We start from the raw sequence: 25054 nt of genomic DNA on the forward strand, positions 1-25054 counted from the left end.
CAGTCAGAGGAGTGGTATGTCAGGCAGGAAGTCGCTCTCCCGTCGCCGGTTCCTCACCGGCGTCGCGGCAGGCACAGCACTCGGGGTCCTTCCGCTGCGGCCCGCCGTGGCCGCGGCGGCGGAGCCCGTCGAGATCCTCATCATCGGCAGTGGGTACGCCGGCAGCGTCGCCGCCCTCCGGTTCGCCCAGGCGGGTCTGAGCTCGGTGGTCCTCGAACGCGGCAGGCGCTGGCCGGTGACCGCGCAGGGCGGCACCTTCGCCACCCCCGCGGCACCGGACGGCCGGGCCTCCTGGCTCAGCTCCTGGAGTCCGTTCGTCCCCCAGCAGCTCGACGTGTACCCCGGCGTACTCGAAGCCTTCAGGGCCGACGGGGTCACCGCACTCGCCGGAGCGGGGGTCGGCGGCGGGTCCCTGGTCAACAACGCGGTGATGCTCAAGCCCTCCGAGGCTGCCTTCAACCGGGCGTTCGGCACGGACATCGAGTTCGACGAGATGAGCGAGCGCTGGTACGCGCGGGCCCGCGCCCTGATCGGCCCGGCCCCGATGCCGGACGACGTCTACGCCTCCACGCACTACACCGCCGCCCGCTCCTTCGCCGCCGAGACCACGGCGGCGGGCCTGGCACCGTTCCGGGCGGACATGGCGGTGGACTGGCAGGCAGTACGGGAGGAGCAGGCGGGCACCCGCGAGCCGTCCCTGATACTCGCCCGTTCCATCTGGGGGGCCAACAGCGGGGCCAAGCGCAGCGTCGACCGGACCATCCTGGCCGATGCCGAAGCCACCGGGCGGGTGTCGGTGGTGACCCTGACGCGCGTGGTGGACGTGGTCCCCGCGAACGGCCGCTACGTGGTGCGGTGCGAGCGCATCGACGACACGGGTGCCGTGGTCGCCCGGCCCGACTACAGCGCCAAGCACGTGTTCTTCGCGGCAGGTTCACTGGGGACCAGCAGGCTGCTGGTCGCAGCCCGGGGACGGGGCAGTCTGCCCGCACTCCGCGCCTCGGTCGGCAAGGGCTGGGGCACCAACAGCGACCGGCAGACGGTCCGGGTGGGCATGCCGTGGAACAACCCCACGCAGGGGGGCCCGTCGGGCATCGTCGCCCAGGACCTCGACAACCCGTACGAGCCCGTCACGATGATCAACTTCCCGTGGCCGGTGCCACCCGCGGACGGGACCGGGGCGCTCGGCGCGCTGGCCATGACCACATGTGCCGCGGACGGCTACTTCAGCTACGACGCGGCGACCGACGGGGTCTCCCTGACCTGGCCCGCCACCGGGGCCGCGGCCGTACGCGCCACCCAGGCGGTCACCGCCACCGTGGACCGGATCAACGCCGCCAATCCCGGCACCTCCACACTGCGGGTCAACGCCGACACCACGTCGCACACGCTGGGCGGCGCGGTCATCGGGAAGGCGTGCAGGCCGGACGGCCGGCTGCACGGCTACGAGAACCTGAACGTCATCGACAGCTCCCTCATCCCCGGCACGATGGCAACGGTGCCACCGGCCCTGACCGTCACCGCGCTCGCCGACCGCTGCGTCCACAAGGCGCTGAACCGCATGCTGAACTGATCACCGCCCTCGCGCCCTTCCCGGTCACCGGGCGGGGAGGGGCGCCAGGCTCACGGGAGCCCTTCCGGAGCCGGCCGCCACGTAGCAGTACCTCACGAACGGCACAAACAGCTTTCGGACAATCTGCGTTCAGTCTGGATACGTCCATTCGACAGTACCGGCGGCCCGTCTGGGTAGCGTTCCGGTGCATCACAGGCACTACACAAAGCGGCCAGGTCACACCGGTACTCGGGGGAGTCCGCCATGACACGGCAATGCAGACCTTGGGGGGAAATGATGGACATTTCCGTGGTCATACTGGGAATCCTGGACTTACGGTTCGGCGACATGTCCTGCGTTCCCAGCGCGCCCAAACCGAAGAAGGTGCTCGCGCTTCTCCTCATCTATTGCAACCAGATTGTCCCGGTCTCCGCGCTGGTGGAGGAGTTGTGGGGCTGTCGGCCACCCGCCAGCGCCAGGACCACCTTGCAGACGTACATACTGACGCTCCGCAAACTCCTGCAGGCCGCGGAACCCGCCGCCGGTGAGCTGCTGGTGACTGCGGGGCCGGGATACATGCTGAGGATTCCCGACACCGCCTTCGACCTGCACCGCTTCAGCCAGCTGGCCAAGCAGGGGCGTGAGGCCATCAGCCGGGGCGACGACGTGGCGGGGGTGGCGCTCCTGTCGCAGGCCCTGGAGCTGTACCACGGCCAGGTGCTGGCGGACGTGGACACCGGGCAGCGCGTCACCGCCCATGTCACACGGCTGGAGGAGCTGAGGCTGACCACTCTCGGGCTCTGCATCGACGCCGAGATGAGGCTCGGCCGGCACCAGGAACTCCTCGACGAGCTCGCCGCCCTCACCGCCCACCACCGCTTTCACGAGCATCTGCACGCCCAGTACATGCGGGCCCTGTGGCGGTCGGGGCGCCGCTCGTGCGCCCTGGACGTGTACCAGCGGTTGCGCCGCTCCCTGGCCGAGGAACTCGGCATGGAGCCCGCCTGGTTCCTCCAGCAGCTCCAGCGTGCCGTCCTCTCCTCGGCCTCGCCGCAGCATCAGATGCTGCCGGGCGGGATGCCGTACGAGCCGGCCGGCTGACCGCGGCCGCGCGGCCCGCCAGTCCGCGGGGGCCCGTTTCCGGGACCCCGCGGCGCGCCGTCAGACCAGGTCGTCCCTGGTGACCTGCCGGTGCTTCACCAGCCATGCGTCACCGTCGCTCACCAGGAGGTCCTGGCACACCGTGCTGCGGTGCACGGCGGGGGAACCACCGGTCTCGGTGGCGATCACCAGTGCGTAGCACCGGGCCGCGACAGTACCGTCCGGCCGGGGCTCCACCGTCAGCATGCCGAGCCAGTGCCGGTGCGTCACCCCCTGCTCCGCGAGTGCGGCACGGGCCTTGGCGCTGCTCGCGGCGAGTGCGGCACAGCCGTCCGCGCGGTCGCGGCCGCCGTGCAGGAGGAAGGCGCCGTCCTCGGTGAACGTCTGCGCCCAGTCGTCGGTCCGGCCCTCGTCGAGGGCCTGCATCTGGCGTGCGTAGAAGTGGGAGATCTCGCCGTGGAGCCGGGCGATGTCGGGCTGGGCCGATCCGAGCGGTGCGGTGCCGGTGTGCGGCATCGGACCTCCTTCGCGCTGTAGGGGCCACCAGCGTGCGCGGCGCGCCTGGAACGCGGCTGGAGTCCCGCTGGAACGCGGACGCTCAGTCGCCGGTTCCGTCCGCCGGGAGGGAGGTCTCGTACAGCCGCAGCAGGAGTGACATCAACTGCTCCCGCTCCTGCGGTGAGAACGGCGCCAGCAGTTCCTGCTCCAGCTCCGCGAGCGCGGCGGTCACCTGTGGCCAGGTGCTCCGGCCGAGCGGGGTCAGCCACACCCGGCTGCGGCGGGCGTCCTGCTCGTCCGGGGTGCGGTGCACCATCCCGGACGCTTCCATGCGCTTGACCGCCTGGGTCGCCGTGGGCGCCTCGACCCGGACCCGTCGGGCGAGGTCTCCCACGGTGCTCCCGTCCGCCTCCCAGAGGCAGCGCATGAAGAACTGCTGGCCGACATGGAGCCCGAAGTCGTTGAGCAGCCGTTCGGAACGAAGACGTGTGGAACGCCCGGCCAGAGCGAACAGAGTGCTGAAGTCCCCCAGGGACACGGCGGGCTGGGCGGCCATGCAGATGTGACCTTCGCGGGTTGTGTGGGGTGTACCGGGCGGGCCCACGGCACGACGGTCCGGACGCCCCGGGCCATGATACGCGGCCCTCCGCTCCACGGACCGGCCCCGGCTCCACCCGCTCCCAAGCAGCCCTCCAGCGCCACCGCCAAGGATCATCCACGTCCCCCGTTCCTCCACGGGTGATGCCTCACGCCACCGGCCGAGCACGGGAAAGGGTCGATTCGATGGACAGCGCACAGCGTGCGACGGGAGCCGCGCGGCACGCGGCAGAATCCTCACAGAACATACTGGAACGCCTCATCTCATCCATTTTCTCCAAGGATGGATCCGGCCAATTGCTGGACGGGGCCAGGTGAGCCGCCGGGTCGCCGTCACCGGCATCGGCGTGGTCGCGCCGGGGGGCAACGGAACGAAGGAGTTCTGGTCACTGATTACTTCCGGCCGGACCGCGACCAACCCCCTGACGGCCTTCGACGCGACGCCCTATCGTTCGCGGATCGCCGCGCAGTGCGTATTCGACCCACTCACCGTCGGCTTCTCCCCGCGCGAGGTCCGCAGACTGGACCGGGCGGCGCAGTTCGCCGTGGTCTGCACACGCGAGGCCCTGGCGGACGCCGGCTTCTCCTCCGGGCCTCCCCCGGTGCCCGAGCGGACCGGAGTCTCGCTGGGCACCGCCGTCGGCTGTACGACGAGCCTGGAGAACGAGTACGCCGTCGTCAGCGACGGCGGCCGGGACTGGCTCGTCGACCACCGGCACGCCGTACCGCACCTGGCCGACTACCTGGTGCCGAGCAGCCTGGCCCGCGAGGTCGCGTGGGCGGCGGACGCCCTCGGTCCCGCCGCGGTGATCTCGGCCGGCTGCACCTCCGGGCTGGACGCCGTGGGGCATGCCTGCGAGCTCATCCGGGAGGGCACGGCGGACGTCATGCTCACCGGCGGTACGGACGCACCGATATCGCCGATCACCGTGGCCTCCTTCGACGCCATCCGCGCGACCTCCGCGCGCAACGACGACCCGGCCACGGCCTCCCGGCCGTTCGACCGCACCCGGGACGGCTTCGTCCTGGGCGAGGGGGCCGCCGTACTGGTGCTGGAGGAGTGGTCGCACGCCAGGAAGCGGGGCGCGCACATCTACGCCGAGATCGGCGGCCACGCCGCCCGCAGCAATGCCTACCACATGACCGGACTGCGCCCGGACGGCCGGGAGATGGGCGAGGCCATCACCCGGGCACTCGACGAGGCCCGGCTGGACCCGACCGCCGTGGACTACGTCAACGCGCACGGCTCCGGCACCCTGCAGAACGACCGGCACGAGTCTGCCGCCTTCCTGCGCGCCCTCGGGGAGCACGCGCGGACCATTCCCGTCAGCTCCATCAAATCCATGATCGGCCACTCGCTCGGGGCGATCGGGGCCATAGAGATCGCCGCATGCGCCCTGGCCCTGGAGCACGGCGTCGTGCCCCCCACCGCCAACCTCCACGAGCCGGACCCCGAGTGCCCGCTGGACTACGTACCGGTCACCGCCAGGGAGCAGCCCCTGGACGCGGTCCTCACGGTGGGCAGCGGGTTCGGCGGCTTCCAGAGCGCCATGGTGCTCACCCGGCCCGAAGGGACAAGCAGATGACCGTCCACGCCCGCCCGGCAGGACCGCCGGACCACGGCGCCGCCGGACCACGGCGGGACACCGCCCTCGTCACCGGCCTCGATGTACGGGCGGCCAACGGCAGCGGCACCGAGGCGTTCTGGCAGAGTCTCCTCGAAGGCCGAGGCGGCATCGGCCCGATCACCCGCTTCGACGCCTCCGGATACCCGAGCCGACTGGCCGGGGAGATCGCCTGCGATCCCACCGCGACCCTGCCCGGCCGCCTGCTGCCGCAGACCGACCGCGTCACCCGGCTCGCCCTGACATCCGCCGCCCAGGCGCTCCTGGACTCGGGCCTGGATCCGGCCGGGGCACCGGAGTACGGGGTCGGGGTGGTCACCGCCAACGCCGCCGGCGGGTTCGAGTTCGGCCAGCGGGAGCTGGAGGCGCTGTGGGCGAAGGGGCCCCGGTACGTCAGCGCCTACCAGTCCTTCGCCTGGTTCTACGCGGTCAACACCGGACAGATCTCGATCCGGCACGGCCTGCGCGGTCCCAGTGGTGTCCTGGTCTCCGGCCAGGCCGGTGGGCTGGACGCGGTCGGCCACGCACGCCGCATGCTGCGCAAGGGGACCCCGGCGGTCCTCACCGGGGCGATGGAGTCGGCGCTGTGCCCCTGGGGGCACGTGGCGGAAATGACCGGGGGCCGGCTGAGCGCCTCCGACCGCGCCGAGGGCGCCTGCCTCCCGTTCGGGGAGCATGCCGCCGGGCATGTCGTCGCGGAAGGCGGTGCGCTGCTGATGCTGGAGAGCGCGGCCGCGGCGGACGCCCGGGGCGGCACGCGGCCCTACGGCGACATCGCGGGCTACGCGGCCACCTTCGACCCACCGCCCGGCTCCGGCCGGCCCGGCGGTCCGGCCGGAGCGGCCCGGGCCGCGCTGGCCGACGCGGGGATCGACCCGTCCGCGATCGGTGCGGTCTTCGCCGAGGGGGCGGCCGTCCCCGAACTGGACGCCCAGGAGGCCGCGGCGATCACAGAGGTGTTCGGGCCGGATGCCGTCCCGGTCACGGCGATCACCTCCCACACGGGGCGCCCGGGGGCCGGAGCATCCGCACTCGACCTCGCGGCGGCGCTGCTCGCCGTCCGCGACGGGCTGATCCCCCCGACCGCCGAGGTGGGCCGCGTGCAGGCCTCGTACCGGATCGACCTCGTGACCGGACGGCCGCGCTCCCTGGCCGGCGGCGCCGCACTCGTACTGGCCCGCGGGCACGGCGGCTTCAACAGCGCCGTGGTCGTGCGCCGGCACGACGAGAGACCACGCTGACCCACTGCTCCACCGACCTCGGTGAAAGGTGACCACCATGAACAGCTTCACCCTCGACGATCTGAAGCGCGTGATGCGGGAATGCGCCGGAGAGGACGAGAGCAGCATCGGCCTCGACGGCAACATCCTGGACGCACCGTTCGAGGATCTCGGCTACGACTCGCTCGCCCTGCTGGAGACGGCCACCCGGATCGAGCGGGAGCTCGGCGTGCGCATGCCGGAGGAGGTACTGAGCGGGGCCAGGACTCCCCGGCTCCTGCTGGAGGCCGTCGCCACCGCCCGCTGACCGCCGCCGTTGGCCGCCGCCGGCAACGGCGGCGGCCAACGGTCCGGTGAGCCGACCCGAAGGTGAAGAACCATGACCGACAGACCCCTCGTCCTCGTCACCGGAGCCACCGGGGCCCAGGGCGGCTCCGTCGCCCGCCACCTGCTGCGGACCGGTCGATGGGCGGTGCGGGCCCTGACCCGCGACCCCCGCTCGGAGCCGGCGGTCGCGCTGGCGGCCCTGGGCGCCGACGTCGTCGCCTGCGATCTGACCGACCCCGCTCAGGTACGCCGGTCGGTGACCGGCATCCGGGCCGCGTTCCTGGTGACCGACTACTGGTCCCTGAAGGAGCGCGAGTACGACGTGGCCCGCCGGACAGCCGAGGCAGTGCTCTCCGCGGGCGCCGAGACGCTGGTGCACAGCAGCCTGCCCGAGGCGCATCGCCGCAGCGGGGGCGCGCTGGCGCTCCCCCACCACGACGGCAAGGCACGGCTCGAGGAGGACCTGCGCGGAAGTGGTGCGCCCGTCGTCACCGTCCACCTGTCGACGTACTACGAGAACTGGCCCGCCCGGCGGCTGCGCATGCAGGAGGACGGTACGTTCGCGTTCGTGCTGCCGCACGGGGACGCCCCGCTGCCCGCCGTGTCGGTCGCCGACCTCGGACCGCTGGTCGCGGCAGTCCTCGGCACGGGGACCGCGCTCCACGGGGAAGTGGTCAAGGTCGTCGGTGATCTGCTGCCGCCGGCCGCCTACGCCGCGGCCCTCACCCGGTCCCTCGGTGTCCCGGTCTCCTACCAGGACGTGCCCTACGAGACCTACCGGCAGCTGCCGTTGCCGCACGCGCGCGCCATCGCGGACATGCTGGAGTTCACCCGACGGCACCCCGACGTCACGCCCGCCGACGTGGCCCGCGCCCGGACCCTGCACCCGGGACTGCGGACCTTCGGCGACTGGGCGGATTCCGCGCAGGACCAGTTCGCACACCTGCTGCGGTGAAGCGGAAGGGGAGGCACGGGACGGAACGGGTGCCGCGATGACACCGCCCCTCGTCCTTCGCGTGCTGCGGGCCCTCTACCGCTCGCTGGTGGCCTACGGAGCGTCGTACGCGGGAGTGGAGGACCCCGAGGGCGGGGGCAGGGGTGCGTCCGGGCCGCCCGTGACGGGGAGCGGGCCCGGAGCGGCCCATCCGGAGCGTGTGCGGCCCGACGTGCCGCTCACGCCGACGGAGCGGGCCCACGCGCGGGAACTCGGCCGCTCCTGAGCCGGAGGTGGCCCGGGAACAGCGGGCGAACACTACCCGGGACACGGAAGGCTCAGGCGGACGGAAGACCGGCCGGCCACACACCGGCCAGCATCGTCCGGGTGTCCCCCAACAGCTGCGGGAGCACCTTCGTGTGTCCGACGACCGGCATGAAGTTGGTGTCCCCGCCCCAGCGCGGCACCACGTGCTGGTGGAGGTGGGCGGCGATACCGGCGCCCGCCTCCGCCCCCTGGTTCATGCCGATGTTGAAGCCGTGCGCCCCGGAGGCGGCGCGCAGCGCGACCATGGCCCGCTTGGTGAAGTCGGCCAGCTCCGCGGTCTCCGGGCCGTCCAGCTCCGTGTAGTCGGCCACGTGCCGGTAGGGCACGACCATCAGGTGGCCGCCGTTGTACGGGTACAGGTTGAGCACGGCGTAGACCTGCTCGCCCCGGGCGACGATGAGCCCGTCCTCGTCCGACTTCGAGGGAATCTCGCAGAACGGGCAGCCGTCCCCGGCTCCCGGGCCGCTCGGCTTGCTCTCCCCCTGGATGTAGGCCATCCGGTGGGGCGTCCACAGGCGCTGGAACGCGTCGGGCGTCCCCACTCCGATCTGCTGTTCCGGCTCACTCGTCATGCCGGTCAGCATATTGCGTCGCTCCCACCGCGCGTGTCGCCGGGGCCGACCCCGTCCGCGCACCGCGATGCTGGCGCCATGAGCGACCGCCCCACAGCCCCCGCCCCCGACCGGCTCAAGGAATGGGAGCAGCGCACCGAGGTGCCGCTCTTCGCCGCGGGGCTGGTCTTCCTCGCCGGATACGCGACCCGCGTCCTCGTCCCGGTCGGCGTCCAGCCCTGGCGGGACATCGCCCTCGCCCTCGTCGCGGCCACCTGGCTGCTGTTCGTCGTCGACTACGGCGTACGCCTCCGGCTCAGCGGCCTCGGCGCGCGGTTCGTCCACAGCCACTGGCTGGACACCCTGGTCGTCATCCTGCCGCTGCTGCGCCCGCTGCGGATGGTCCAGGTCTACATGGCGGTCCAGAAGCGCACCGACAGGCCGCGGCTGAGCCTGTACGCACGGGTGATGGCGTACGCGAGCCTGACCGCCGGGCTGCTGGGCTTCTCCTGCGCGCTCGCGGTGTACTACCAGGAGAGAGAGGCTCCGGGGGCCTCGATCCGTACGTTCGGTGACGCGGTGTGGTGGGCGTGCGCGACGCTCACGACGGTGGGATACGGCGACGCCGTGCCGGTGACGCCGTGGGGCCGGGTGATCGCGGCGTTCCTGATGGCCTGCGGGCTGGCGCTGCTCGGGGCGGTGACGGGTTCGTTCTCCTCGTGGCTGGTGGAGGTGTTCCAGCGGGAGGACGAGAAGAGGCCCCCGGGGAGCGCGTAGCTTCCCGGGCGCCTCTTCCCGTACGGATCAGACCTGCACGCGGCGCTCCACCACGTCGACGAGCTTGGCGATCGCCTCGTCGCGGGGGATGCCGTTCTCCTGCGAACCGTCGCGGTGACGGAAGGAGACGGTGCCGGCGTTCATGTCGTCGTCACCGACGATGATCATGAACGGGACCTTGGCCTTCTGGTGGTTCCTGATCTTCTTCTGCATCCGGTCGGAGGAGGCGTCCACCTCGACCCGCAGCCCCTTCCTGCGCGCCTCGGCGGCGAACTCCTGGAGGTAGGGGATGTGGGTGTCGCCGATCGGGATGCCCACCGCCTGGACGGGGGCCAGCCAGACCGGGAAGGCGCCCGCGTAGTGCTCGAGGAGCACTGCGAAGAAACGCTCGATGGAGCCGAACAGCGCGCGGTGGATCATGACCGGGCGCTGCTTGGTGCCGTCCGGGCCGGTGTACTCCAGGTCGAAGCGCTCCGGGAGGTTGAAGTCGAGCTGCACGGTCGACATCTGCCAGGTGCGGCCGATGGCGTCCTTGCACTGCACCGAGATCTTCGGGCCGTAGAACGCGGCGCCGCCGGGGTCCGGCACCAGCGGCAGGTTCTGCTTCTCGGCGACCTGGCGCAGCGTCTCGGTGGCCTCTTCCCAGACCTCGTCCGAGCCGACGAACTTCTCCGGGTCCTTGGTGGAGAGCTCCAGGTAGAAGTCGGTCAGGCCGTAGTCGCGGAGCAGGTTGAGGACGAAGGTGAGCGTCCTGTCGAGCTCCTCCGCCATCTGCTCCTTGGTGCAGTAGATGTGCGCGTCGTCCTGGGTGAATCCGCGCGAGCGGGTCAGGCCGTGGACGACACCCGACTTCTCGTACCGGTAGACCGTGCCGAACTCGAAGAGGCGCAGCGGGAGTTCACGGTAGGAGCGGCCGCGCGCGTCGAAGATCAGGTTGTGCATCGGGCAGTTCATCGGCTTGAGGTAGTAGTCCACCCCGTCGTCGAGCTGCATGGGGGGGTACATGCCGTCGGCGTACCAGTCGAGGTGGCCGGACTTCTCGAAGAGCTTGCCCTTGGTGGCGTGCGGGCTGTAGACGAACTCGTAGCCCTCCTCCTCGTGGCGGCGCCGCGAGTAGTCCTCCATGGCCCGGCGGACGACGCCGCCCTTGGGGTGGAAGACCGCGAGTCCGGGGCCGATCTCGTCGGGGAAGGAGAAGAGGTCCAGCTCGTTGCCCAGGCGGCGGTGGTCGCGCTTGGCGGCCTCCTCCAGGAACTCCAGGTGCGCCTTGAGCTCGTCCTTGGTGGGCCAGGCGGTGCCGTAGATGCGCTGGAGCATGGGGTTCTTCTCGCTGCCCCGCCAGTACGCCGCCGCGTTCCGCATCAGCTTGAACGCGGGGATGAACCGGGTGGTGGGCAGGTGCGGACCCCGGCAGAGGTCCTTCCAGCACAGGTCGCCGGTCTTGGGGTCGAGGTTGTCGTAGATGGTCAGCTCGCCGCCGCCCACCTCGACGTCCGCGCCGTCGTCCGTGGAGGCGGAGCCCTTGATGCCGATGAGCTCCAGCTTGTACGGCTCGTCGGCGAGCTCCTCGCGGGCGGCCTCGTCGGTGACGACCCGGCGCGAGAACTTCTGGCCCCGCTTCTGGATCTCCTGCATCTTCTTCTCGACGGCCTTGAGGTCCTCCGGCGTGAAGGGCTTCTCGACGTCGAAGTCGTAGTAGAAGCCGTCCTTGACCGGCGGACCGATGCCCAGCTTGGCCTCGGGGAAGAGCTCCTGGACCGCCTGCGCCATCACGTGGGCGGTGGAGTGCCGCAGGATGTTCAGGCCGTCCTCGGAGGAGATCTCGACGGGCTCGACGACCTCGCCGTCCTTGAGCTCGTACGCGAGGTCCTTGAGCTCACCGGCGATCCGCGCGGCCACGACGGTGCGCTGCCCGGGGAAGAGCTCGGCGGCCGTCGTGCCCGTCGTCACCACGTGCTCTTCCCGCTCGGAATCGCGTTGGATGATCACACGGACGTCTGACACCGGTCTCTCCTGACTGAGGGGGTGCGTCGCATTCCTCCTGCGCGCGCAAGAGGAATCGTACCGAGCCGGGGGGCCTCGACGCGAAAGGGATACCGGGCCGGCTACTCCTCGTCCCCCGCGCACGCCTCCTCGAAGAAGTCGACGTTCTCCTGGAGCGACTTCATCAGCCGGTCCCGCTCCGCCTCGTCGACCTGGACGGGTGCGACCCCCGAGGCGCCGGTGAGCCGCCGGAACCCGCCCCGGTTCTCCAGCCTGCCCTCCACCCGCAGCGGAAGTCCGACCAGGTGGGCGTGGCCGGCGATCCGGTAGGCCTCCTCGTCGAGCTCGATCCGTACGTGCGCGATCTCGGCCCCCGCCAGCACCCTCAGCCGCACCACTCCGGAGCCGCGGGGCCCCGAGCGGCGCAGCCGTACGACCGCCCCCGTGATCCGCACGGCGACGGCGGGTTCGTCCCGCAGGTAGCGCGCCCCCGCCAGGCGGAGGGCCGGCAGGTCACCGGGCGAGAACTCGACGGGTTCCGGTCCGGCCGGGCACCCCGCGGGTGTGCCCGCGGCGGGAGCCCAGGCGAGGGTGATCCTGGTGCTCTCGGCCCCGCGCACGAGGGCGACGACCGCCTCGGTCAGTTCCCGGCTGACGCCGGCGGCGACCGCGGCGTCGAAGGCCTCCATGCCCCCGGTGGCGCGCTGGTAGTCCACCGCCTCCCGGGCCGCGTGGAGCGCCGCGTACAGCTGTACGGCGACGGCCCGGCCCGAGGTGACGGGGACGAACGCGGTGAGCTCCCGGCCGTCGGCCGCCGGTCCGACGAGGGTGCCGTCCAGGGCCCTCCGGGCCTTCCTTCGGTGGCGTGCGCCGTGGTATCCGGCCCGGCCGCGCACGGCGAGGGATCCGGCGAGCAGGATCTGCCCGGCCGCCGCACGCAGCTGGTCCGTCCCCGTCCAGTCGGAGGCTCCCGCGGCCCCCTCGGGGATGTCGCGCCACCAGCGGATCTCGTCGCTGGGCACGGTGAGCGCGAGGAGGATGTCGCGGGCGGAGGGGGCCGCGCTGCGGGTGAGCGCGAGGAGGGCTTCGGCGAGGAGGTCCTCGCTGTCGGGGAAGGCGGTGGTGTCGGGCACGAGCAGGCTGGTGCCCGTGGTGGCGGGGCCGGGCGGGACCCAGCGGCTGTAGCGCCCCCGCGCCCCTCCGCTCCGGTGCCATCCGTGCCGCCGCAGCAGGGCTCCGAGGACGGCGGGGTCGACGCGGGCGGGGTCCGGCACCCGGCCGGGGTCCGGACCGTCGGCGTACGGATGGGCGCGGCTGCCCGCCGGGACCGTCCCTCCGGTGGGCTCGTCCATCGACCGGTGCATCAGGGTCTCCCTCCCGCCCCGACCCGGGCCATGATGTCGCAGAGTGCGCGGTCGTCGAAGATGCGCGAGGTCGGGATCCGTACGGTGGTCCGGTTGCGGCCCGTCACCGGGTGGCCGGCCAGGTTCGTCCAGTAGCAGCAGTGCCGCAGGTCGAGGCGCTCGTGCCCGGCACTGAGCCAGTCGTCCTGGCTGCGGGGCACGAGCATCACGACCAGGATCTTGTGCACCGACACGGGGGTGCGCGCGAGCTTCCCCAGATGGGCGTTGTCGAGGGTGAAGGAGAACGCGGCGCCGGGTGGGTGCGGGGGGATCTGGTAGGTGCACTTGAGCTGCACCTTGATGGTCACCTCGTCGTCGACGGTGTGGTCCGGGGCACCGTGGCTGACATGCCAGTCGATGCCGTTGTCGGGAAAGGGCTGCGAGAGTGAGCAGCCCGCCGCGGCCGCGACCGCGTGGAGGTAGCCCACCTGGAGGGTCTCCATGCAGGCGGTGGTGGCGAGTGTGCCGCGCAGCGGTGGTGCGCTCCGCTGCTGCGGCGGCTTTCCCCCGTGGTCCTCGGTGCGGGCGGGACTCCCTGGGTTCGGCTGCGCGAGCGCCATGGCTCCGTGCCTTCCGGGCTGTGCCGACCGGTTTCCCGGTCTCCGCTGACGGACTGGTCAACTTCCGTGTCCGTCCCTTCTGTTGTCGCCGCAGGAGGCGGGCCGTAAACGGCGTATCAGGCATAGGGTGCGGGTATCACCGAACCGGGCAGAGGAATCCCGCCATCTGCCGCGCAGGCGCGAGGAGTTCGGGGATGACGCATTGGTTCGAGGGGCCGCTGGCGGCTTTTGACACCGAGACGACAGGCGTGGACGTCGAGGAGGACCGGATCGTTTCGGCCGCTCTCGTCGTCCAGGACTCGGCGGGCGGGCGACTCCGCGTCACCCGCTGGCTGGTCAATCCGGGGATTCCGGTGCCTCCCGGCGCCACGGAGATCCACGGTCTGACCGATGACCATCTGCAGCGCAACGGCCGGTGGCCCGCACCGGTCGTCGAGGAGATAGCCCGGGCGCTGGCGGAGCAGTGCGCGACAGGACGGCCGCTGGTCGTGATGAACGCGCCGTTCGATCTGACCCTGCTGGACCGGGAGCTGAGGCGGCACCGGGCGTCGTCACTGGCCGGCTATCTGCGGAACAAGCCGCTGTGCGTGCTGGATCCGCGGGTCCTGGACAAGCACCTGGACCGCTACCGCAAGGGCCGCCGCACACTGACGGACCTGTGCGAGCTGTACGGGGTGCCCCTGGACGGGGCGCACGACGCGGCGGCCGACGCGGCGGCGTCGCTCGAACTGGTGCGGGCCGTGGGCCGGCGGTTCTCCGCCCGGCTGGAGCGGCTGTCCCCGGCGGAGGTGCACTCCCTGCAGGCGGTGTGGCACGCCGCTCAGGCGCGCGGGCTGCAGGCGTGGTTCGAGAAGAACGGTGCGCCGGAGGCGGTGGATCCGGCGTGGCCGTTGCGTCCGGAGCTGCCCGCGGCGGCCTGATCCGGACCGGGTAAGCGAAAGCCGGTCCGTCGTTGGTGCTGACGGACCGGCTTTTCCCAGGTGGGCGATACTGGGTTCGAACCAGTGACCCCTTCGGTGTGAACGAAGTGCTCTCCCACTGAGCTAATCGCCCGGGAACGGGTTGAACCATACAGGGCGCGGCGCCCCCGGTTCAAACTCCTACTCAGTGGCGGAACTGAGTATCCGAACGCATGCCACCGGGTGTGGCCGCCGCCACACTCCCGTACATGAGACATGTGCCGCCGCCTGCCGAGGAATTGGCCCTCCTCGATCAAGAGCTGACCCGGTTGGACGCCCGCCGGCTTCAGCTGCTGAACCGCCGCGCGTGGCTGCTGAGCGTGCTGCGCGCACCGGTGGCTCCGCAGCCGTTCCCGGTGCCCGCCGCTCCCCGGCCGTTCCAGGGTCCGGTCACCCGTCCCTCCGCCCCGGCGCACGGCACCCAGAACGTGCTGCTGGTCCTGGGCGGTCTGCTGCTGACGGTCGCCGCGATCGCGTTCACCCTGTTCAGCTGGGGCGAGATGGGCATCGCCGGCCGTTCCGCGGTGCTGGCCGCGGTGACGGCGGGGGCGCTGGTGGCGCCGGCGCCGCTGCTGAACCGCTCGCTGCCCTCGACAGCGGAGGCGGTGGCCGTCCTGGCCCTGGTGCTGACGGTGCTGGACGCGATCGCGCTGCACGCGGTGGCGGCACCGGACGCGGACGGCCTCGTCTTCTCGGCGGTCGCCTCGGCCGTGCTGGCGGCGGTGTGGACCCTCTACGGGCTGCTGCTCGGCCGGCTGCGGACGCCGTTGCCCGCGGCGGTGGTGGCGGGCCAGCTGCCGCTGCTGTTCACCGCCTGGGCGGCCGACGCGTCGGCGACGGGCTTCGGCTGGGCGCTGCTGGTGACGGCCGCGGCGGATGTCGCCGTGGCGTTGTGGGGCCGGGGGCTCGGCGTGCGGGTCACGGCCTGCGTCGGGGCATTGCTGACGCTGCTGATCTCGCTGGCGCTGGCCCTGGGGCTGTCCGTGTCGGCGGACGGGGTGCCGGGGGCCGTGGGTCCGGGGGCGCTGCTGCTGGCGGGCGCGGCGGTGGCGCTGTCCGGGGCGTGGCGCGCGCCGAAGGGGTTCGCGGTGCTCGGGGGTGTCGTGGCGGGCCTCTCGGGGGTCGCCGCCGTGGGTGGTGCGGCGAGTGCGGCGCTGCCGTGGCACTGGAGGGTCCTGGTCTACCTGCTGTGCGGCGCGGCCCTGTCGGTGGTGCTGCGGCTGCGGGTTCCGCGGCCCGTCATGTGGGGTGTCCTGGCGGCGTCGGCCTCGGTGACGGCCGCCTCCGTGCTGTGGGCCGCGCCCCTGGTCGCCGCGGTTCTGCTGGGCCCGGTCTCCCTGACGGGCGAGGTGTGGGCCGGGGCGCCGGACGGGTTCCGCGCCGCGCTGGGGTACGCGGTCCCGTGGCCGGAGTCGGCCTCCTCCCCGGTGGTGCTCGCGGTGGCGGCGGGTCTGTCGGGCGTGCTCCACGTCAGGTGGCCGCGCGCGCTCCCGGAGAAGGGGTGGCGCGTCGCTGCGGCGGCCGGCGCGGCGGTCCTGGGCTGGGGTGCGCTCCTGGTGCTGCTCGCGGTGGCGGACGTGCCGTACGCGGTGGCGGTGGGCGTGGAACTGCTCCTGGTCGGGGCGGTCCTGGCCCTCGCGGTGCGGCGCGCGGCCGGTGCGGTCGCGATGGCCTGCCTGGCGTGCGCGATGGCGGGGGCCGTGAGCGTGGGACTGCTCGGCCTGGCCGCCGAGCCGGCGACGTACGCGGTGTCGGCGGTACTCGTGGTCCTGTTCGCCGCCTCGGCGGAGCGGTCCGCGGTGCCCGCGGTGAGGTCGGTGCTCTCCTGCGCCTCGGTGCTGTGTGCGGTCGCGCTGCCCTGCGCCGCCGGGGCGTCGCTGGGATGGAGCGCCCCGCACACGGCCCCGCTGGTGCTGGCGGTGCCGGCGGTGACGGTGCTGCTCGGGGCACGGCTGCGGGTGCCCGTGGTGGCGGTCCCGGTCGAACTCACGGGGGCCTTCGCCGCCGTGGTGGCCGTGTGCCTCGCGGTGACGGACGCGCCGTTCCTGGCGCTGGTGCTGGGGCTGTGCGGGGTGCTGGCAGCGGCGACGGCCCTGCGGCCCGAGCGCCGGCGGGTGGCGGGGTATCCGGCGGCGGGGCTGTTCGTGGCGGCGGCGTGGGTACGGCTGGCGGCCTCGGGGGTGGCGGACCCGGAGGCGTACACGCTGCCCGTGTCCCTGGCCGCGTTCGCGGTGGGGTATCTGCGTCGCCGCAGGGATCCGGCCGCGTCCTCGTGGGTGGCGTACGGTCCCGCCCTGTCCGTGACGATGGTGCCGAGCCTGGTGGCGGCGTGGGGCGATCCCCACTGGCTGCGACCGCTGCTGCTCGGGATCGCGGCGCTGGTGGTCACGCTGGTGGGTTCCCGCCTGCGGCTGCGGGCGCCCCTGGTACTGGGCGGTTCGGTGCTGGCGCTGGACGGGCTGCACGAACTGGCCCCCCATGTGGTCCAGGTCTTCGACGCGCTCCCCCGCTGGGCGCCCCCGGCGCTCGCCGGGCTGCTGCTGCTCGCGGTCGGTGCGACGTACGAACAGCGGCTGCGCGACGCGCGCCGGGTGCGGGAGAGCTTCGGCCGGATGCGGTGAGGTCCTGCGGGGCCCGGCGTCAGGGCGCCGGGCCCCAGGGGTCAGGCCGGCATCCGGTCACCGATGAGTGCGAGGTTCTCGATGGCGGCGAGACCGTACAGTGCGGTGTCGTTGGTGTAGACCCAGTTCGCCTCGGAGCCGGGCACGGTGGTGACGGGACCCGTCACCTTCTCGGTCTTCCAGGGGGCGGATTCCTTGTACCCGTCGCTGTTGTAGAACTTCTCCCAGGCGCGGGCGGCGAGCTTCTCGTCGCCCGTCCGGACCGCGGCGTAGGCGTCGAGCCGTGAGTGGCCCTGGAAGAGGATGAGGCTGCCGAAGTCGGAGCCGTAGCGCTCCGCCTGCTCGGCCTTGGTCGCGTTGAAGTAGCGGCAGTAGTCGAGGTAGGCCTCACTGAACTTCGGCATGTCGACCAGGTCGATGAGTTCGGCGCACAGCTCGCCCAGGCCGAACACCGCCGAGAGGTGCGAGACGCTGACGACGGGCTCGTCGGCGACCGCGAACTTCCCGGTGTCGAGGTCGTACAGGCCACTGCCCTGGACGAAGCCGTTGGGCTGGGCGGCGATGGTCTCCATCGTGCCGAGCACGCGGGCCTTCGCCTTCGCGGCCTGTGGTCCGCCGCGCTCCCATTCGGTGAGCCATGCGGAGACCAGTCCGCTCCAGTCGGTGCCGAAGCCGACGGAGAGGGCGTGGCGGTCGGGTGTGTAGGGCTCGGTGCGGATCTTGCGGAGCGGGTCGAGGGCGAGGAACGTCTCGTCGGAGTCGACGTTGGCACGCATCAGGTCGCCGACGCGTTCGTCCGCGGTGAGGAAGTAGTAGAAGCGCCGGTAGGTGGTGTTGGCGATGCGCTGCTGCTTGGCGCTGTCGGCGTAGTGCTGGACGCCGTGCCGGGTGCCCAGGCCCGCCCACTCGCCGAGGTGGTAGACGTCGACCTCGCCGGTGTGCCGGGTCATGGCCTCGGCGAAGCGGAAGATGTCGGCGCGGCCGGAGCGCAGGTAGGCGTACCAGAGCCAGAGGTCGGGCGAGAGCTCGGAGTTGTCCCAGGCGTAGCCGCCGACGTCGTAGCGCCACTGGTGCCGGGCGGGGTCGTAGGAGTGCATGATGTCGCCGTAGTCCCAGAAGCCGTACCAGCGGCGCATCTCGACCTGGTCCTTGTAGTACGTGAACAGGAAGTCCAGGTGGTCCTCGATCTTCGCCTTGGCGGGCGTGGAGCGGTCGACCGGGGAGAAGAGCCCGCCGAAGACGCCCGCGCCGACCATCTGGGACGGCGGCGCCACGAGCTGCGGGAGGGTGCGCACGGTGCGGGTCTGCCGGGCGAGGGCCTCGGCGCCGGGGGTGGAGTCGTTGGCCCAGAAGACGAGTTCGCTGGTGCGCGCGATGCCGTAGGGGGTGCCGAAGCCGGGCTCGTAGTCCTCGTAGGTGATCTCGAGGCCGTCGAGCTGGTCGGCGTAGGTGTCCTGGCCCATGCCGTCGTGGTAGAAGCGCAGGTCCATCGGCTCCGCCTCCGGCGACCAGAGCCAGACGGTGACCTCGGCGGCGTCGGTGTCGGCGCCGCGGATGTCGAGCTGCGCGGGGAACTTCTCCCAGAAGTCGCGGAGTCCGAAGGAGAGTCCGCCGCTCGCCCCGCCCACGTATCCGAAGCCGGAGGCGCGCCGGCCGCCGCCCGCGGCGATCCAGCCGTGGCCCTTCCCGGTGCGCTTGCGCAGCGAGAAGCCGTCGGCGGAGAGCTGGCTGAGGGTGTAGTCGCCCCAGGTGGGAATGCGTCCGAGGCGGCTGGTGACACGCTGGTCCCAGGTGGCGGGGTCGGGGAGCTTCGTGCCCTCGAACTGGGCCGCCTGGACGGCGGCGCCGGGGTCGCGGCGCAGGCCGGTGATGCCCTTGACCGCCTCGCGGAGCATGCCGGTGTCCTCGCCGCCGATGCGGATGTGCCGGTCGTAGGCCTCGTCCCGCAGGGGGACGGTGAAGCGGACGCCGAGGCCCCGGATGAAGTCGCCGCTCGCCTTTCCGGGCTCCTGGGTGCCGTCGAAGGTGATGGTGTGCACCATCCGGAACGACTCGGCGCCGGCGTAGAAGTAGAGCCGGACGGAGAAGGGCAGCCAGGAGCGCCTGCCCCGGCGGTGCTTGCCCTCGATGCGGACGACGGCGCGGACGGGGCCGCTCTGTTCCACCTCGGCGGTGGTGACGGCACTCTCGAACCGCTCGTACGTCTCGCGTCCCTGGTCGCCGTCCTCGATCTCGCCCTGGCGGATCAGGACGAGCCGGCCGTCCTTGGCGATCTCGGTGGAGCCGCGGGTGAGGGAGGTGATCAGCGAGGTACCGGACCTGCCGATCTTCGCGGTGACGACTCCGGTGGAGACGCTGATATTCCCGCCGGAGTGCTTCACGGTGACCTTGCGGGCGGGTGCGGCGGGCGTGCCCGGGGCCAGGACGAACTTCTCGGCGCCCGCCGCTTCCGGGCCGACGGCGTGCGCGGTCCACTTGGCGGAACCGTCCGGCCAGGTGGCGGTGGTCCACGACTGCACGGGGACGTCCTTGCCGTCCTCGGTGGACAGCGTGAACGTCTGGTCCTTGGCGTGCTGCCCCTTGGGCCAGGGCACGCCGAGGGTGGAGCCGGGGGCCGCGCCGAGGCCGCCGGACTCGAGCCAGGTCAGGGAGACCGGTTCTGCAGTCTTCCCCTCTCCCTGGGCGGCCGAGGCGGGAGCGGTGCCGAGGGACCAGCTGAACTGTGCGGCCGCGCCGGCCGCTGCCGCGGCCTTCAGGAGCGTCCTGCGGGGCATCCTGGACATGGGTGTGCCTCTCTCCGTGCGGATTTCGGAACAGGGGACGAGCGGGGGGTGCGGGTCAGCGGGAGAGCTCGCGCTGCCGTACGGCGGTGGCCGCGGCGGCGACGGACCCGAGGACGGGGACGGCCAGCGGCAGGACCAGGGCGCCGGACAGCACGACGACGGCCATCCCGCAGACGAGGAGCAGGGATCCGGCGGGGTCGGTGACCGTGGTCCGGCCCGCCTCCGCGAGGAGGCCGGGCCAGCGGGCGCCGGGCTCCCAGCACGAGGCGGCGCGTACCACTGCGACCAGGAACCCGATCATGGCGACGATGCCGACGGCTCCCACGAGCGGACCGCCGGGCAGCCCCGCCCGGACGGCGGCCAGGTCGAGCAGAAGCAGGGCCGCGGCGGCCCAGACGGCCGCGCCGACGAGCCATCCGCCGCGGGCGGCGGCCCGGGCGTCGTACGCGAACTCGCGCAGGCCGCCGCGCTCACCGGCGAGGTAGCGCCGCAGGTGCCGGGTTCCCGCGGCGAAGGCCGCGGGGAAGGTGAGCACCGGCAGGGCGGCGACGGCGATCCAGACACCGACGAGCAGGCATTCGGAGAACAGGGCGAAGCGTCCCATGAGGCGCGAACGCCTGCCCGAGGTACGGGTCTTGGTCGCCACGGCGCGTCAGCCCTTCAGGCCGGAGGTGGCCATGCCGTCGATCAGGTAGCGCTGGAAGGCCACGAAGAAGGCCAGCACCGGCAGCAGGGCCACCAGGGACATGGCGATCATGCCGCCGTAGTCGGCCACCGCGTCCTGGTCGATGAACATCTTCAGCCCCATGGAGACGGTGTACTTGCCGGGCTCGTTGAGATACAGCAGCGGGCCCATGAAGTCGTTCCAGGCGTTGATGAAGGTGAAGATCGCGCTGGTGACGAGGGCCGGCCTGCAGAGCGGCATGACGATGGACCAGTAGGTCCTCAGATGCCCGCAGCCGTCCAGCCTGGCCGCCTCGTCGAGTTCCTTGGGCAGGCCGCGCATGAACTGCACCATCAGGAAGACGAAGAAGGCGTCCGTGGCCAGGTACTTGCCGATCAGCAGCGGGGTGAAGGTGTTGATCAGCTCCAGCTTCTGGAAGAGCACGTACTGCGGAATGATCAGTACGTGGTACGGCAGCAGGAGGGTGCCGATCATGATGGTGAACATGATGGTGCGGCCGGCGAACCGGACCTTCGCGAAGGCGTAGGCGGTGAGCGAGCACGACAGCACCACGCCGACCACCGAACCGAGCGCGATATACGTCGAGTTCAGGAAGAACGTCGAGATCGGGATGTCCGCGATGCCCTCGGTGAGCCGCGTGTAGTTGTCACCGATGGGATCGGCCGGAAACAGGTCCAGGGCACCGATGATCTCGGTGCTGGGCTTGAACGAGGCGCCGATCGTCCACACCACCGGGTACAGGACCACGGCGAGGACGACGAGCGCGCCGAGGTGCCAGGCGAGCGCCCCGGGTCCCCGGCGGCGTAGGGCTGCTGACAGGAGGCTCATCGGCCGCCCTCCTCGTAGTGCACCCAGCGCTTCTGGGACCAGAACAGCACGGCGGTGACCAGGCCGACGGCGAGCAGCAGCAGCCATCCCATGGCGGAGGCGAAGCCCATGCGGCTGTTCACGAAGCCCTGTTCGTACAGGTAGCAGGTGTAGACGAGCGTGGCGTCGGCCGGTCCGCAGCTGCCGTTGCTGACGATGTAGGCCGAGCCGAAGATCTGGAAGGAGTGGATGGTCTCCAGCAGGACGTTGAAGAACAGCACCGGCGAGATCATCGGCAGGGTGATGTGGAAGAACCTGCGCCAGGGACCGGCGCCGTCGACCTCAGCCGCCTCGTACAGCTCCCGCGGGACCTGCTTGAGTCCGGCGAGGAAGATGACCATCGGCGCACCGAACTGCCAGACCGTGAGGGCGATCAGCGCGTAGATGATCATGCCGGGGTCGCCGATCCAGCCGCCGGCCTCGACGCCGAACACCTTCTGCGTACGGTCCACCAGTGCGTCGTCGGAGAACAGCGCGCGCCAGACGATGGCCGCCGAGACGCTCGCGCCGATCAGGGACGGGGCGTAGAAGGCCGCCCGGTAGAACGACTGCCCCCACCGCTTCTGGGCGAGCAGCATGGCGACGGCGAGGGCAGCGGCCAGCTTGATCGGGGTGCCGATCAGGACGTACCAGGAGGTGACCTTGACGGACTGGCGCCACCGGGGGTCGGCGAACATGTCGGTGAAGTTCCGCAGGCCGATCCAGCGGGGCGCTTCGAACAGGTTGTACTCGGTGAACGACAGGTACAGCGAGAACACCATGGGCCCGGCGATCAGGAACAGGAAGCCGGCGATCCAGGGCGACATGAACAGATAGCCGGCCAGGTTCTCCCGCCGGTCCCGCCGCTTGACGTCGGCGGGCGGCGCGTCTCCTGCGGGACCGTTACGCCCGGCGGCGGAGCGGTCGTCCCCGGGGGTGAGTACGCCCGGGGAGGTGTGGATGTGGGTCACCACGGTCCTCTCAGTTCGAGGCGAGGGCGGTCTTCGCCTCGGAGAAGAACTGCTTGACTGCGTCCTTCGGCGAGGCCTTGCCCAGGGACAGGTCGGCGCCGATGCGCAGGAAGGCCGCCTCGACCACGTCCGCACCGGCCGGGTGCGGGGTGATGGGCTCCAGGAGGTCCGCGTCGGCGATCTTGGTCTCGAAGTCGGCGACGGCCCTGTTCGGCGCGTCGGTGGGCTCGTACGCCTCGAACTGCGAGGTGGTGGCGGGCACTCCGCGGTCGTAGCCCATGATCCTGGCGACCTCGGGGTCGTGGGTCATGAAGCTGATGAAGGTCGCCACCTCGGCGGGGTGCTTGGTGCGCGCCGTACCGCTCAGCATCAGCGAGCCCAGGTACTGGCCGGTCCTCTTGCCGTCGGTGCTGGGGATGGGGGCGAGGCCGTACTTCCCCTTGCCCTCAGCGCTGTAGCGGACCGAGAAGTTGTCCCAGTTGAACTCGCCTCCGGATATCCCCCGCGCGACGGGGAGGGCGGGCTTGATCTGCTCGATCTTCTTCTGGTCGGCGTAGACGCCGGACTCGACCCGCGCGAGCGCCTCGGTCCAGTAGGGCAGCAGCTCGGCCTCGCCGAAACCCATGCCGTCGTCGGTGAAGAACGCCTTGCCGTTCTGGCGGAGGATCAGGTCGTAGAGGTACATCACGCCGTGCGGGCCGGAGTCACCGGCGATGCCCTGGCTGCTCTTGATCTTCTGCAGGCCGGCGTACCAGTCGTCCCAGGTCCAGCCGATCTCCGGGGTGACACCGGCATTCTCGTAGACCTGCTCGTCGATGACGAGGGCCATCGAGTTGCTGCCCACCGGCACACCCAGCAGCTTGCCGTCGATCTCGGCGAACTTCTCGAGGCCGGAGCGGAAGCCGGTGAGGTCGAGGTTGCCCTTCTCGGCCTGGGGCTTCAGGTCGAGGAGGACGTTCTTCGCCTCGTACTTGCGCAGGAAGGTCACGGCGTTCTGGATGACGTCCGGGGGGTTGCCGCCGGCCGCCTGGGTGTTGAACTTCTTCCAGAAGTCCGGGTACTGCTGGAAGTCCGTCTTCACCTTGATCTTCGGGTGCTTCTTCTCGAAGAGGGCGACGCAGCTCTGGACCTTCTTGGCCCGGTCGTCCGCGCCCCACCACGAGTGCCGGATGGTGACCGGCCCGCCCGAACCGCTGCCGCCCGAGCCGCAGCCCGCCGCGGTCAGTCCGAGACCGGCCGCCGAGAGGCCGGCCAGCTTCAGCAGCTGCCGCCTGTCCATGCCGTCGTTCCGAGACATAGCTCGCCCCCACCAGTTCGCATTGAATCGTTTTAGAAAGCGCTTGCCGGGCCAAAGTAGGGAGCGGCACCGGGGACGTCAACGGTTAGGGAGAAATTTCGGCGGTGTGACGACGGGCCGAACAAGCGGAGGCACTGGACGGCCGGACAGGAGCAGGCGCGGACAGCGACGGGCGCACAGGGAAACGCCGATGGCCCGGAAGCTTCTCGGAAGCTTCCGGGCCATCGGACCGGGGTGGGCGATACTGGGTTCGAACCAGTGACCCCTTCGGTGTGAACGAAGTGCTCTCCCACTGAGCTAATCGCCCCGGCGCACCGCAAACATTACCCCATGTCAGCGGCGCCTTCGGACCACCGTCCGGTCACTGCTCGATCTTCCACGGCATCACGATGCCGAACTTCCAGACGTAGACCCCGACCAGCACGGCGATGATCACGAGCCCCACCGCGGTGAGGGCGATGTTGCGCCGCCGGACCTCGGGGTCGAGAGCGCGCTGGGCGGCCTCCGTGACCTTGCGACGGGTCCAGCGCAGGACGAGCTGCGCCCAGACGAATTCGGTCGCCCAGATCGCCATGCCACCGAAGATCACCAGCCACCCCGGGCCGGGCAGCGGCAGCATCACGATGCCCGCCCCGACCACGGCGAGACCGACGAGGAAGATCCCGACCTGCCAGCTCAGATGAAGCACCCTCGACGCCCGGATGAATCCGGGCGCCCGCGAGCCCAGCTCGCGCTCCGCCGTGATCTCGTCCCCCGCAGCGGAATCGGACGCCACCGCTGCGGCGACCTCGCTCCGCTCGTCACTCTCCGCGTTCATGATTCCCAACCTACCGGAATCGCGATCGTCACCGGAATGGACGCATGACCCAAAGTTACACACCCCTGGACGAGGGACCTGAAGCATCACAAATAGGTCAGAGGGGTTTACAACGCCACCGTAGGTGGCATGTCGACTTCGCCGACGTGCGAATCCCCGAGCGCACACTGAGCGAAAGGCCCTGGCGCTTATGAACACCACGGTCAGCTGCGAGCTGCACCTGCGCCTCGTTGTGTCGAGCGAGTCCTCACTGCCTGTACCCGCGGGCCTGCGGTATGACACGGCCGACCCCTATGCCGTGCACGCCACCTTCCACACCGGAGCGGAGGAGACGGTCGAATGGGTTTTCGCCCGTGACCTCCTCGCCGAGGGGCTGCACCGGCCCACCGGCACCGGAGACGTCCGCGTCTGGCCATCACGAAGTCACGGTCAAGGCGTCGTCTGCATCGCACTGAGCTCCCCGGAGGGCGAAGCCCTGCTGGAAGCCCCGGCAAGGGCCCTGGAGTCGTTCCTGAAGAGGACCGACGCCGCGGTACCGCCCGGCACCGAGCATCGTCACTTCGACCTCGATACGGAGCTCTCGCACATCCTGGCCGAGAGCTGAGCCAGGCAGAGAGCTG

Annotated in this window: 23 protein-coding genes and 2 tRNA genes; 11 read left to right on the forward strand and 14 right to left on the reverse strand. The window is 71.4% G+C overall.

Annotated elements, in window-relative coordinates; translation table 11 throughout:
• Positions 1 to 16: 16 nt before the first annotated feature.
• Together B9S57_RS07550 and B9S57_RS07555 are read left to right on the forward strand one after the other, a co-directional pair.
• Positions 17 to 1573, forward strand: a complete 1557-nt coding sequence (locus tag B9S57_RS07550) for a GMC family oxidoreductase N-terminal domain-containing protein (protein ID WP_103514751.1) — start codon at positions 17 to 19, stop codon at positions 1571 to 1573.
• 327 nt (positions 1574 to 1900) lie between these two features.
• Complete coding sequence (locus B9S57_RS07555; RefSeq protein ID WP_258036276.1) at positions 1901 to 2653, forward strand: AfsR/SARP family transcriptional regulator; 753 nt, start codon at positions 1901 to 1903, stop codon at positions 2651 to 2653.
• A gap of 60 nt (positions 2654 to 2713) precedes the next feature.
• Here B9S57_RS07555 and B9S57_RS07560 read toward each other — a convergent pair whose 3' ends face one another.
• Positions 2714 to 3169 carry a nuclear transport factor 2 family protein gene (locus tag B9S57_RS07560; protein ID WP_103514753.1) on the reverse strand — a complete coding sequence of 152 codons (456 nt, stop codon included), beginning with the start codon at positions 3167 to 3169 and terminating at the stop codon, positions 2714 to 2716.
• Positions 3170 to 3251: 82 nt separating this feature from the next.
• Entirely contained in the window at positions 3252 to 3707 is a 456-nt protein-coding gene (locus B9S57_RS07565) for a MarR family winged helix-turn-helix transcriptional regulator (protein ID WP_103514754.1), read from the reverse strand.
• A 355-nt stretch (positions 3708 to 4062) separates the two neighbouring features.
• Here B9S57_RS07565 and B9S57_RS07570 point away from each other — a divergent pair, with 355 nt between their 5' ends.
• The 5 genes from B9S57_RS07570 to B9S57_RS07590 all read left to right on the forward strand — a co-directional run bounded on the left by B9S57_RS07570 (position 4063) and on the right by B9S57_RS07590 (position 8140).
• Complete coding sequence (locus tag B9S57_RS07570) at positions 4063 to 5334, forward strand: beta-ketoacyl synthase (protein ID WP_103514755.1); 1272 nt, start codon at positions 4063 to 4065, stop codon at positions 5332 to 5334.
• Complete coding sequence (locus B9S57_RS07575) at positions 5331 to 6614, forward strand: beta-ketoacyl synthase N-terminal-like domain-containing protein (RefSeq protein ID WP_103514756.1); 1284 nt, start codon at positions 5331 to 5333, stop codon at positions 6612 to 6614. The genes B9S57_RS07570 and B9S57_RS07575 overlap by 4 nt, the downstream gene beginning before the upstream one ends.
• Positions 6615 to 6651: 37 nt before the next feature.
• A complete protein-coding gene (locus B9S57_RS07580; RefSeq protein ID WP_103514757.1) occupies positions 6652 to 6900 on the forward strand; it encodes an acyl carrier protein in 249 nt (82 codons plus the stop codon).
• Between the two features lie 72 nt (positions 6901 to 6972).
• The gene (locus tag B9S57_RS07585) at positions 6973 to 7875 is read left to right on the forward strand and encodes an NmrA/HSCARG family protein (RefSeq protein WP_103514758.1); all 903 of its coding nucleotides are present in this window, start codon (positions 6973 to 6975) and stop codon (positions 7873 to 7875) included.
• Positions 7876 to 7912: 37 nt separating this feature from the next.
• Complete coding sequence (locus B9S57_RS07590; protein ID WP_103514759.1) at positions 7913 to 8140, forward strand: DUF6059 family protein; 228 nt, start codon at positions 7913 to 7915, stop codon at positions 8138 to 8140.
• 52 nt (positions 8141 to 8192) lie between these two features.
• Here the strand turns inward: B9S57_RS07590 and B9S57_RS07595 are convergent, their stop codons facing one another.
• Complete coding sequence (locus B9S57_RS07595; protein WP_103514760.1) at positions 8193 to 8765, reverse strand: HIT domain-containing protein; 573 nt, start codon at positions 8763 to 8765, stop codon at positions 8193 to 8195.
• Positions 8766 to 8831: 66 nt separating this feature from the next.
• Between B9S57_RS07595 and B9S57_RS07600 the strand changes: the two genes are divergently transcribed.
• A complete protein-coding gene (locus B9S57_RS07600; protein ID WP_103514761.1) occupies positions 8832 to 9509 on the forward strand; it encodes a potassium channel family protein in 678 nt (225 codons plus the stop codon).
• Between the two features lie 27 nt (positions 9510 to 9536).
• Here B9S57_RS07600 and thrS read toward each other — a convergent pair whose 3' ends face one another.
• The 3 genes from thrS to B9S57_RS07615 form a co-directional block, all read right to left on the reverse strand.
• A complete protein-coding gene (gene thrS, locus B9S57_RS07605; protein WP_103514762.1) occupies positions 9537 to 11513 on the reverse strand; it encodes a threonine--tRNA ligase in 1977 nt (658 codons plus the stop codon).
• A 101-nt stretch (positions 11514 to 11614) separates the two neighbouring features.
• Positions 11615 to 12856: a hypothetical protein gene (locus B9S57_RS07610; RefSeq protein WP_103514763.1), complete on the reverse strand. Its 1242-nt coding sequence runs from the start codon at positions 12854 to 12856 to the stop codon at positions 11615 to 11617.
• Entirely contained in the window at positions 12856 to 13455 is a 600-nt protein-coding gene (locus B9S57_RS07615) for a DUF4365 domain-containing protein (protein WP_181011265.1), read from the reverse strand. The genes B9S57_RS07610 and B9S57_RS07615 overlap by 1 nt, the downstream gene beginning before the upstream one ends.
• A 194-nt stretch (positions 13456 to 13649) precedes the next feature.
• Here B9S57_RS07615 and B9S57_RS07620 point away from each other — a divergent pair, with 194 nt between their 5' ends.
• The gene (locus tag B9S57_RS07620; RefSeq protein WP_103514764.1) at positions 13650 to 14375 is read left to right on the forward strand and encodes a 3'-5' exonuclease; all 726 of its coding nucleotides are present in this window, start codon (positions 13650 to 13652) and stop codon (positions 14373 to 14375) included.
• A gap of 61 nt (positions 14376 to 14436) precedes the next feature.
• On the opposite strand, the gene B9S57_RS07625 is transcribed toward B9S57_RS07620, so the two are convergent.
• A tRNA-Val gene (locus tag B9S57_RS07625) sits at positions 14437 to 14508 on the reverse strand.
• A gap of 115 nt (positions 14509 to 14623) precedes the next feature.
• Between B9S57_RS07625 and B9S57_RS07630 the strand changes: the two genes are divergently transcribed.
• The gene (locus B9S57_RS07630; protein ID WP_181011266.1) at positions 14624 to 17035 is read left to right on the forward strand and encodes an SCO7613 C-terminal domain-containing membrane protein; all 2412 of its coding nucleotides are present in this window, start codon (positions 14624 to 14626) and stop codon (positions 17033 to 17035) included.
• A gap of 41 nt (positions 17036 to 17076) precedes the next feature.
• Here B9S57_RS07630 and B9S57_RS07635 read toward each other — a convergent pair whose 3' ends face one another.
• The 7 genes from B9S57_RS07635 to B9S57_RS07665 form a co-directional block, all read right to left on the reverse strand.
• Positions 17077 to 19818, reverse strand: a complete 2742-nt coding sequence (locus B9S57_RS07635; protein ID WP_103514766.1) for a Tat pathway signal sequence domain protein — start codon at positions 19816 to 19818, stop codon at positions 17077 to 17079.
• A gap of 55 nt (positions 19819 to 19873) precedes the next feature.
• A complete protein-coding gene (locus B9S57_RS07640) occupies positions 19874 to 20422 on the reverse strand; it encodes a hypothetical protein (RefSeq protein WP_103514776.1) in 549 nt (182 codons plus the stop codon).
• A 48-nt stretch (positions 20423 to 20470) separates the two neighbouring features.
• On the reverse strand, positions 20471 to 21331 hold the full coding sequence (locus B9S57_RS07645) for a carbohydrate ABC transporter permease (protein ID WP_103514767.1): 861 nt from the start codon (positions 21329 to 21331) through the stop codon (positions 20471 to 20473).
• On the reverse strand, positions 21328 to 22320 hold the full coding sequence (locus B9S57_RS07650; protein WP_103514775.1) for a carbohydrate ABC transporter permease: 993 nt from the start codon (positions 22318 to 22320) through the stop codon (positions 21328 to 21330). Before B9S57_RS07650 ends, B9S57_RS07645 begins: the two co-directional genes overlap by 4 nt.
• 10 nt (positions 22321 to 22330) lie before the next feature.
• Complete coding sequence (locus tag B9S57_RS07655) at positions 22331 to 23617, reverse strand: ABC transporter substrate-binding protein (protein ID WP_103514768.1); 1287 nt, start codon at positions 23615 to 23617, stop codon at positions 22331 to 22333.
• A gap of 235 nt (positions 23618 to 23852) precedes the next feature.
• Positions 23853 to 23924, reverse strand: a tRNA-Val gene (locus B9S57_RS07660).
• Between the two features lie 54 nt (positions 23925 to 23978).
• Positions 23979 to 24434 (reverse strand): TIGR02611 family protein, encoded by a 456-nt coding sequence (locus B9S57_RS07665; protein ID WP_103514769.1) that lies wholly within the window; start codon positions 24432 to 24434, stop codon positions 23979 to 23981.
• Positions 24435 to 24624: 190 nt separating this feature from the next.
• Here B9S57_RS07665 and B9S57_RS07670 point away from each other — a divergent pair, with 190 nt between their 5' ends.
• The gene (locus B9S57_RS07670; protein WP_003959770.1) at positions 24625 to 25038 is read left to right on the forward strand and encodes an SsgA family sporulation/cell division regulator; all 414 of its coding nucleotides are present in this window, start codon (positions 24625 to 24627) and stop codon (positions 25036 to 25038) included.
• Positions 25039 to 25054: the final 16 nt, after the last annotated feature.

It is taken from the genome of Streptomyces sp. SM10 (assembly GCF_002910915.1).
Lineage (GTDB): Bacteria > Actinomycetota > Actinomycetes > Streptomycetales > Streptomycetaceae > Streptomyces.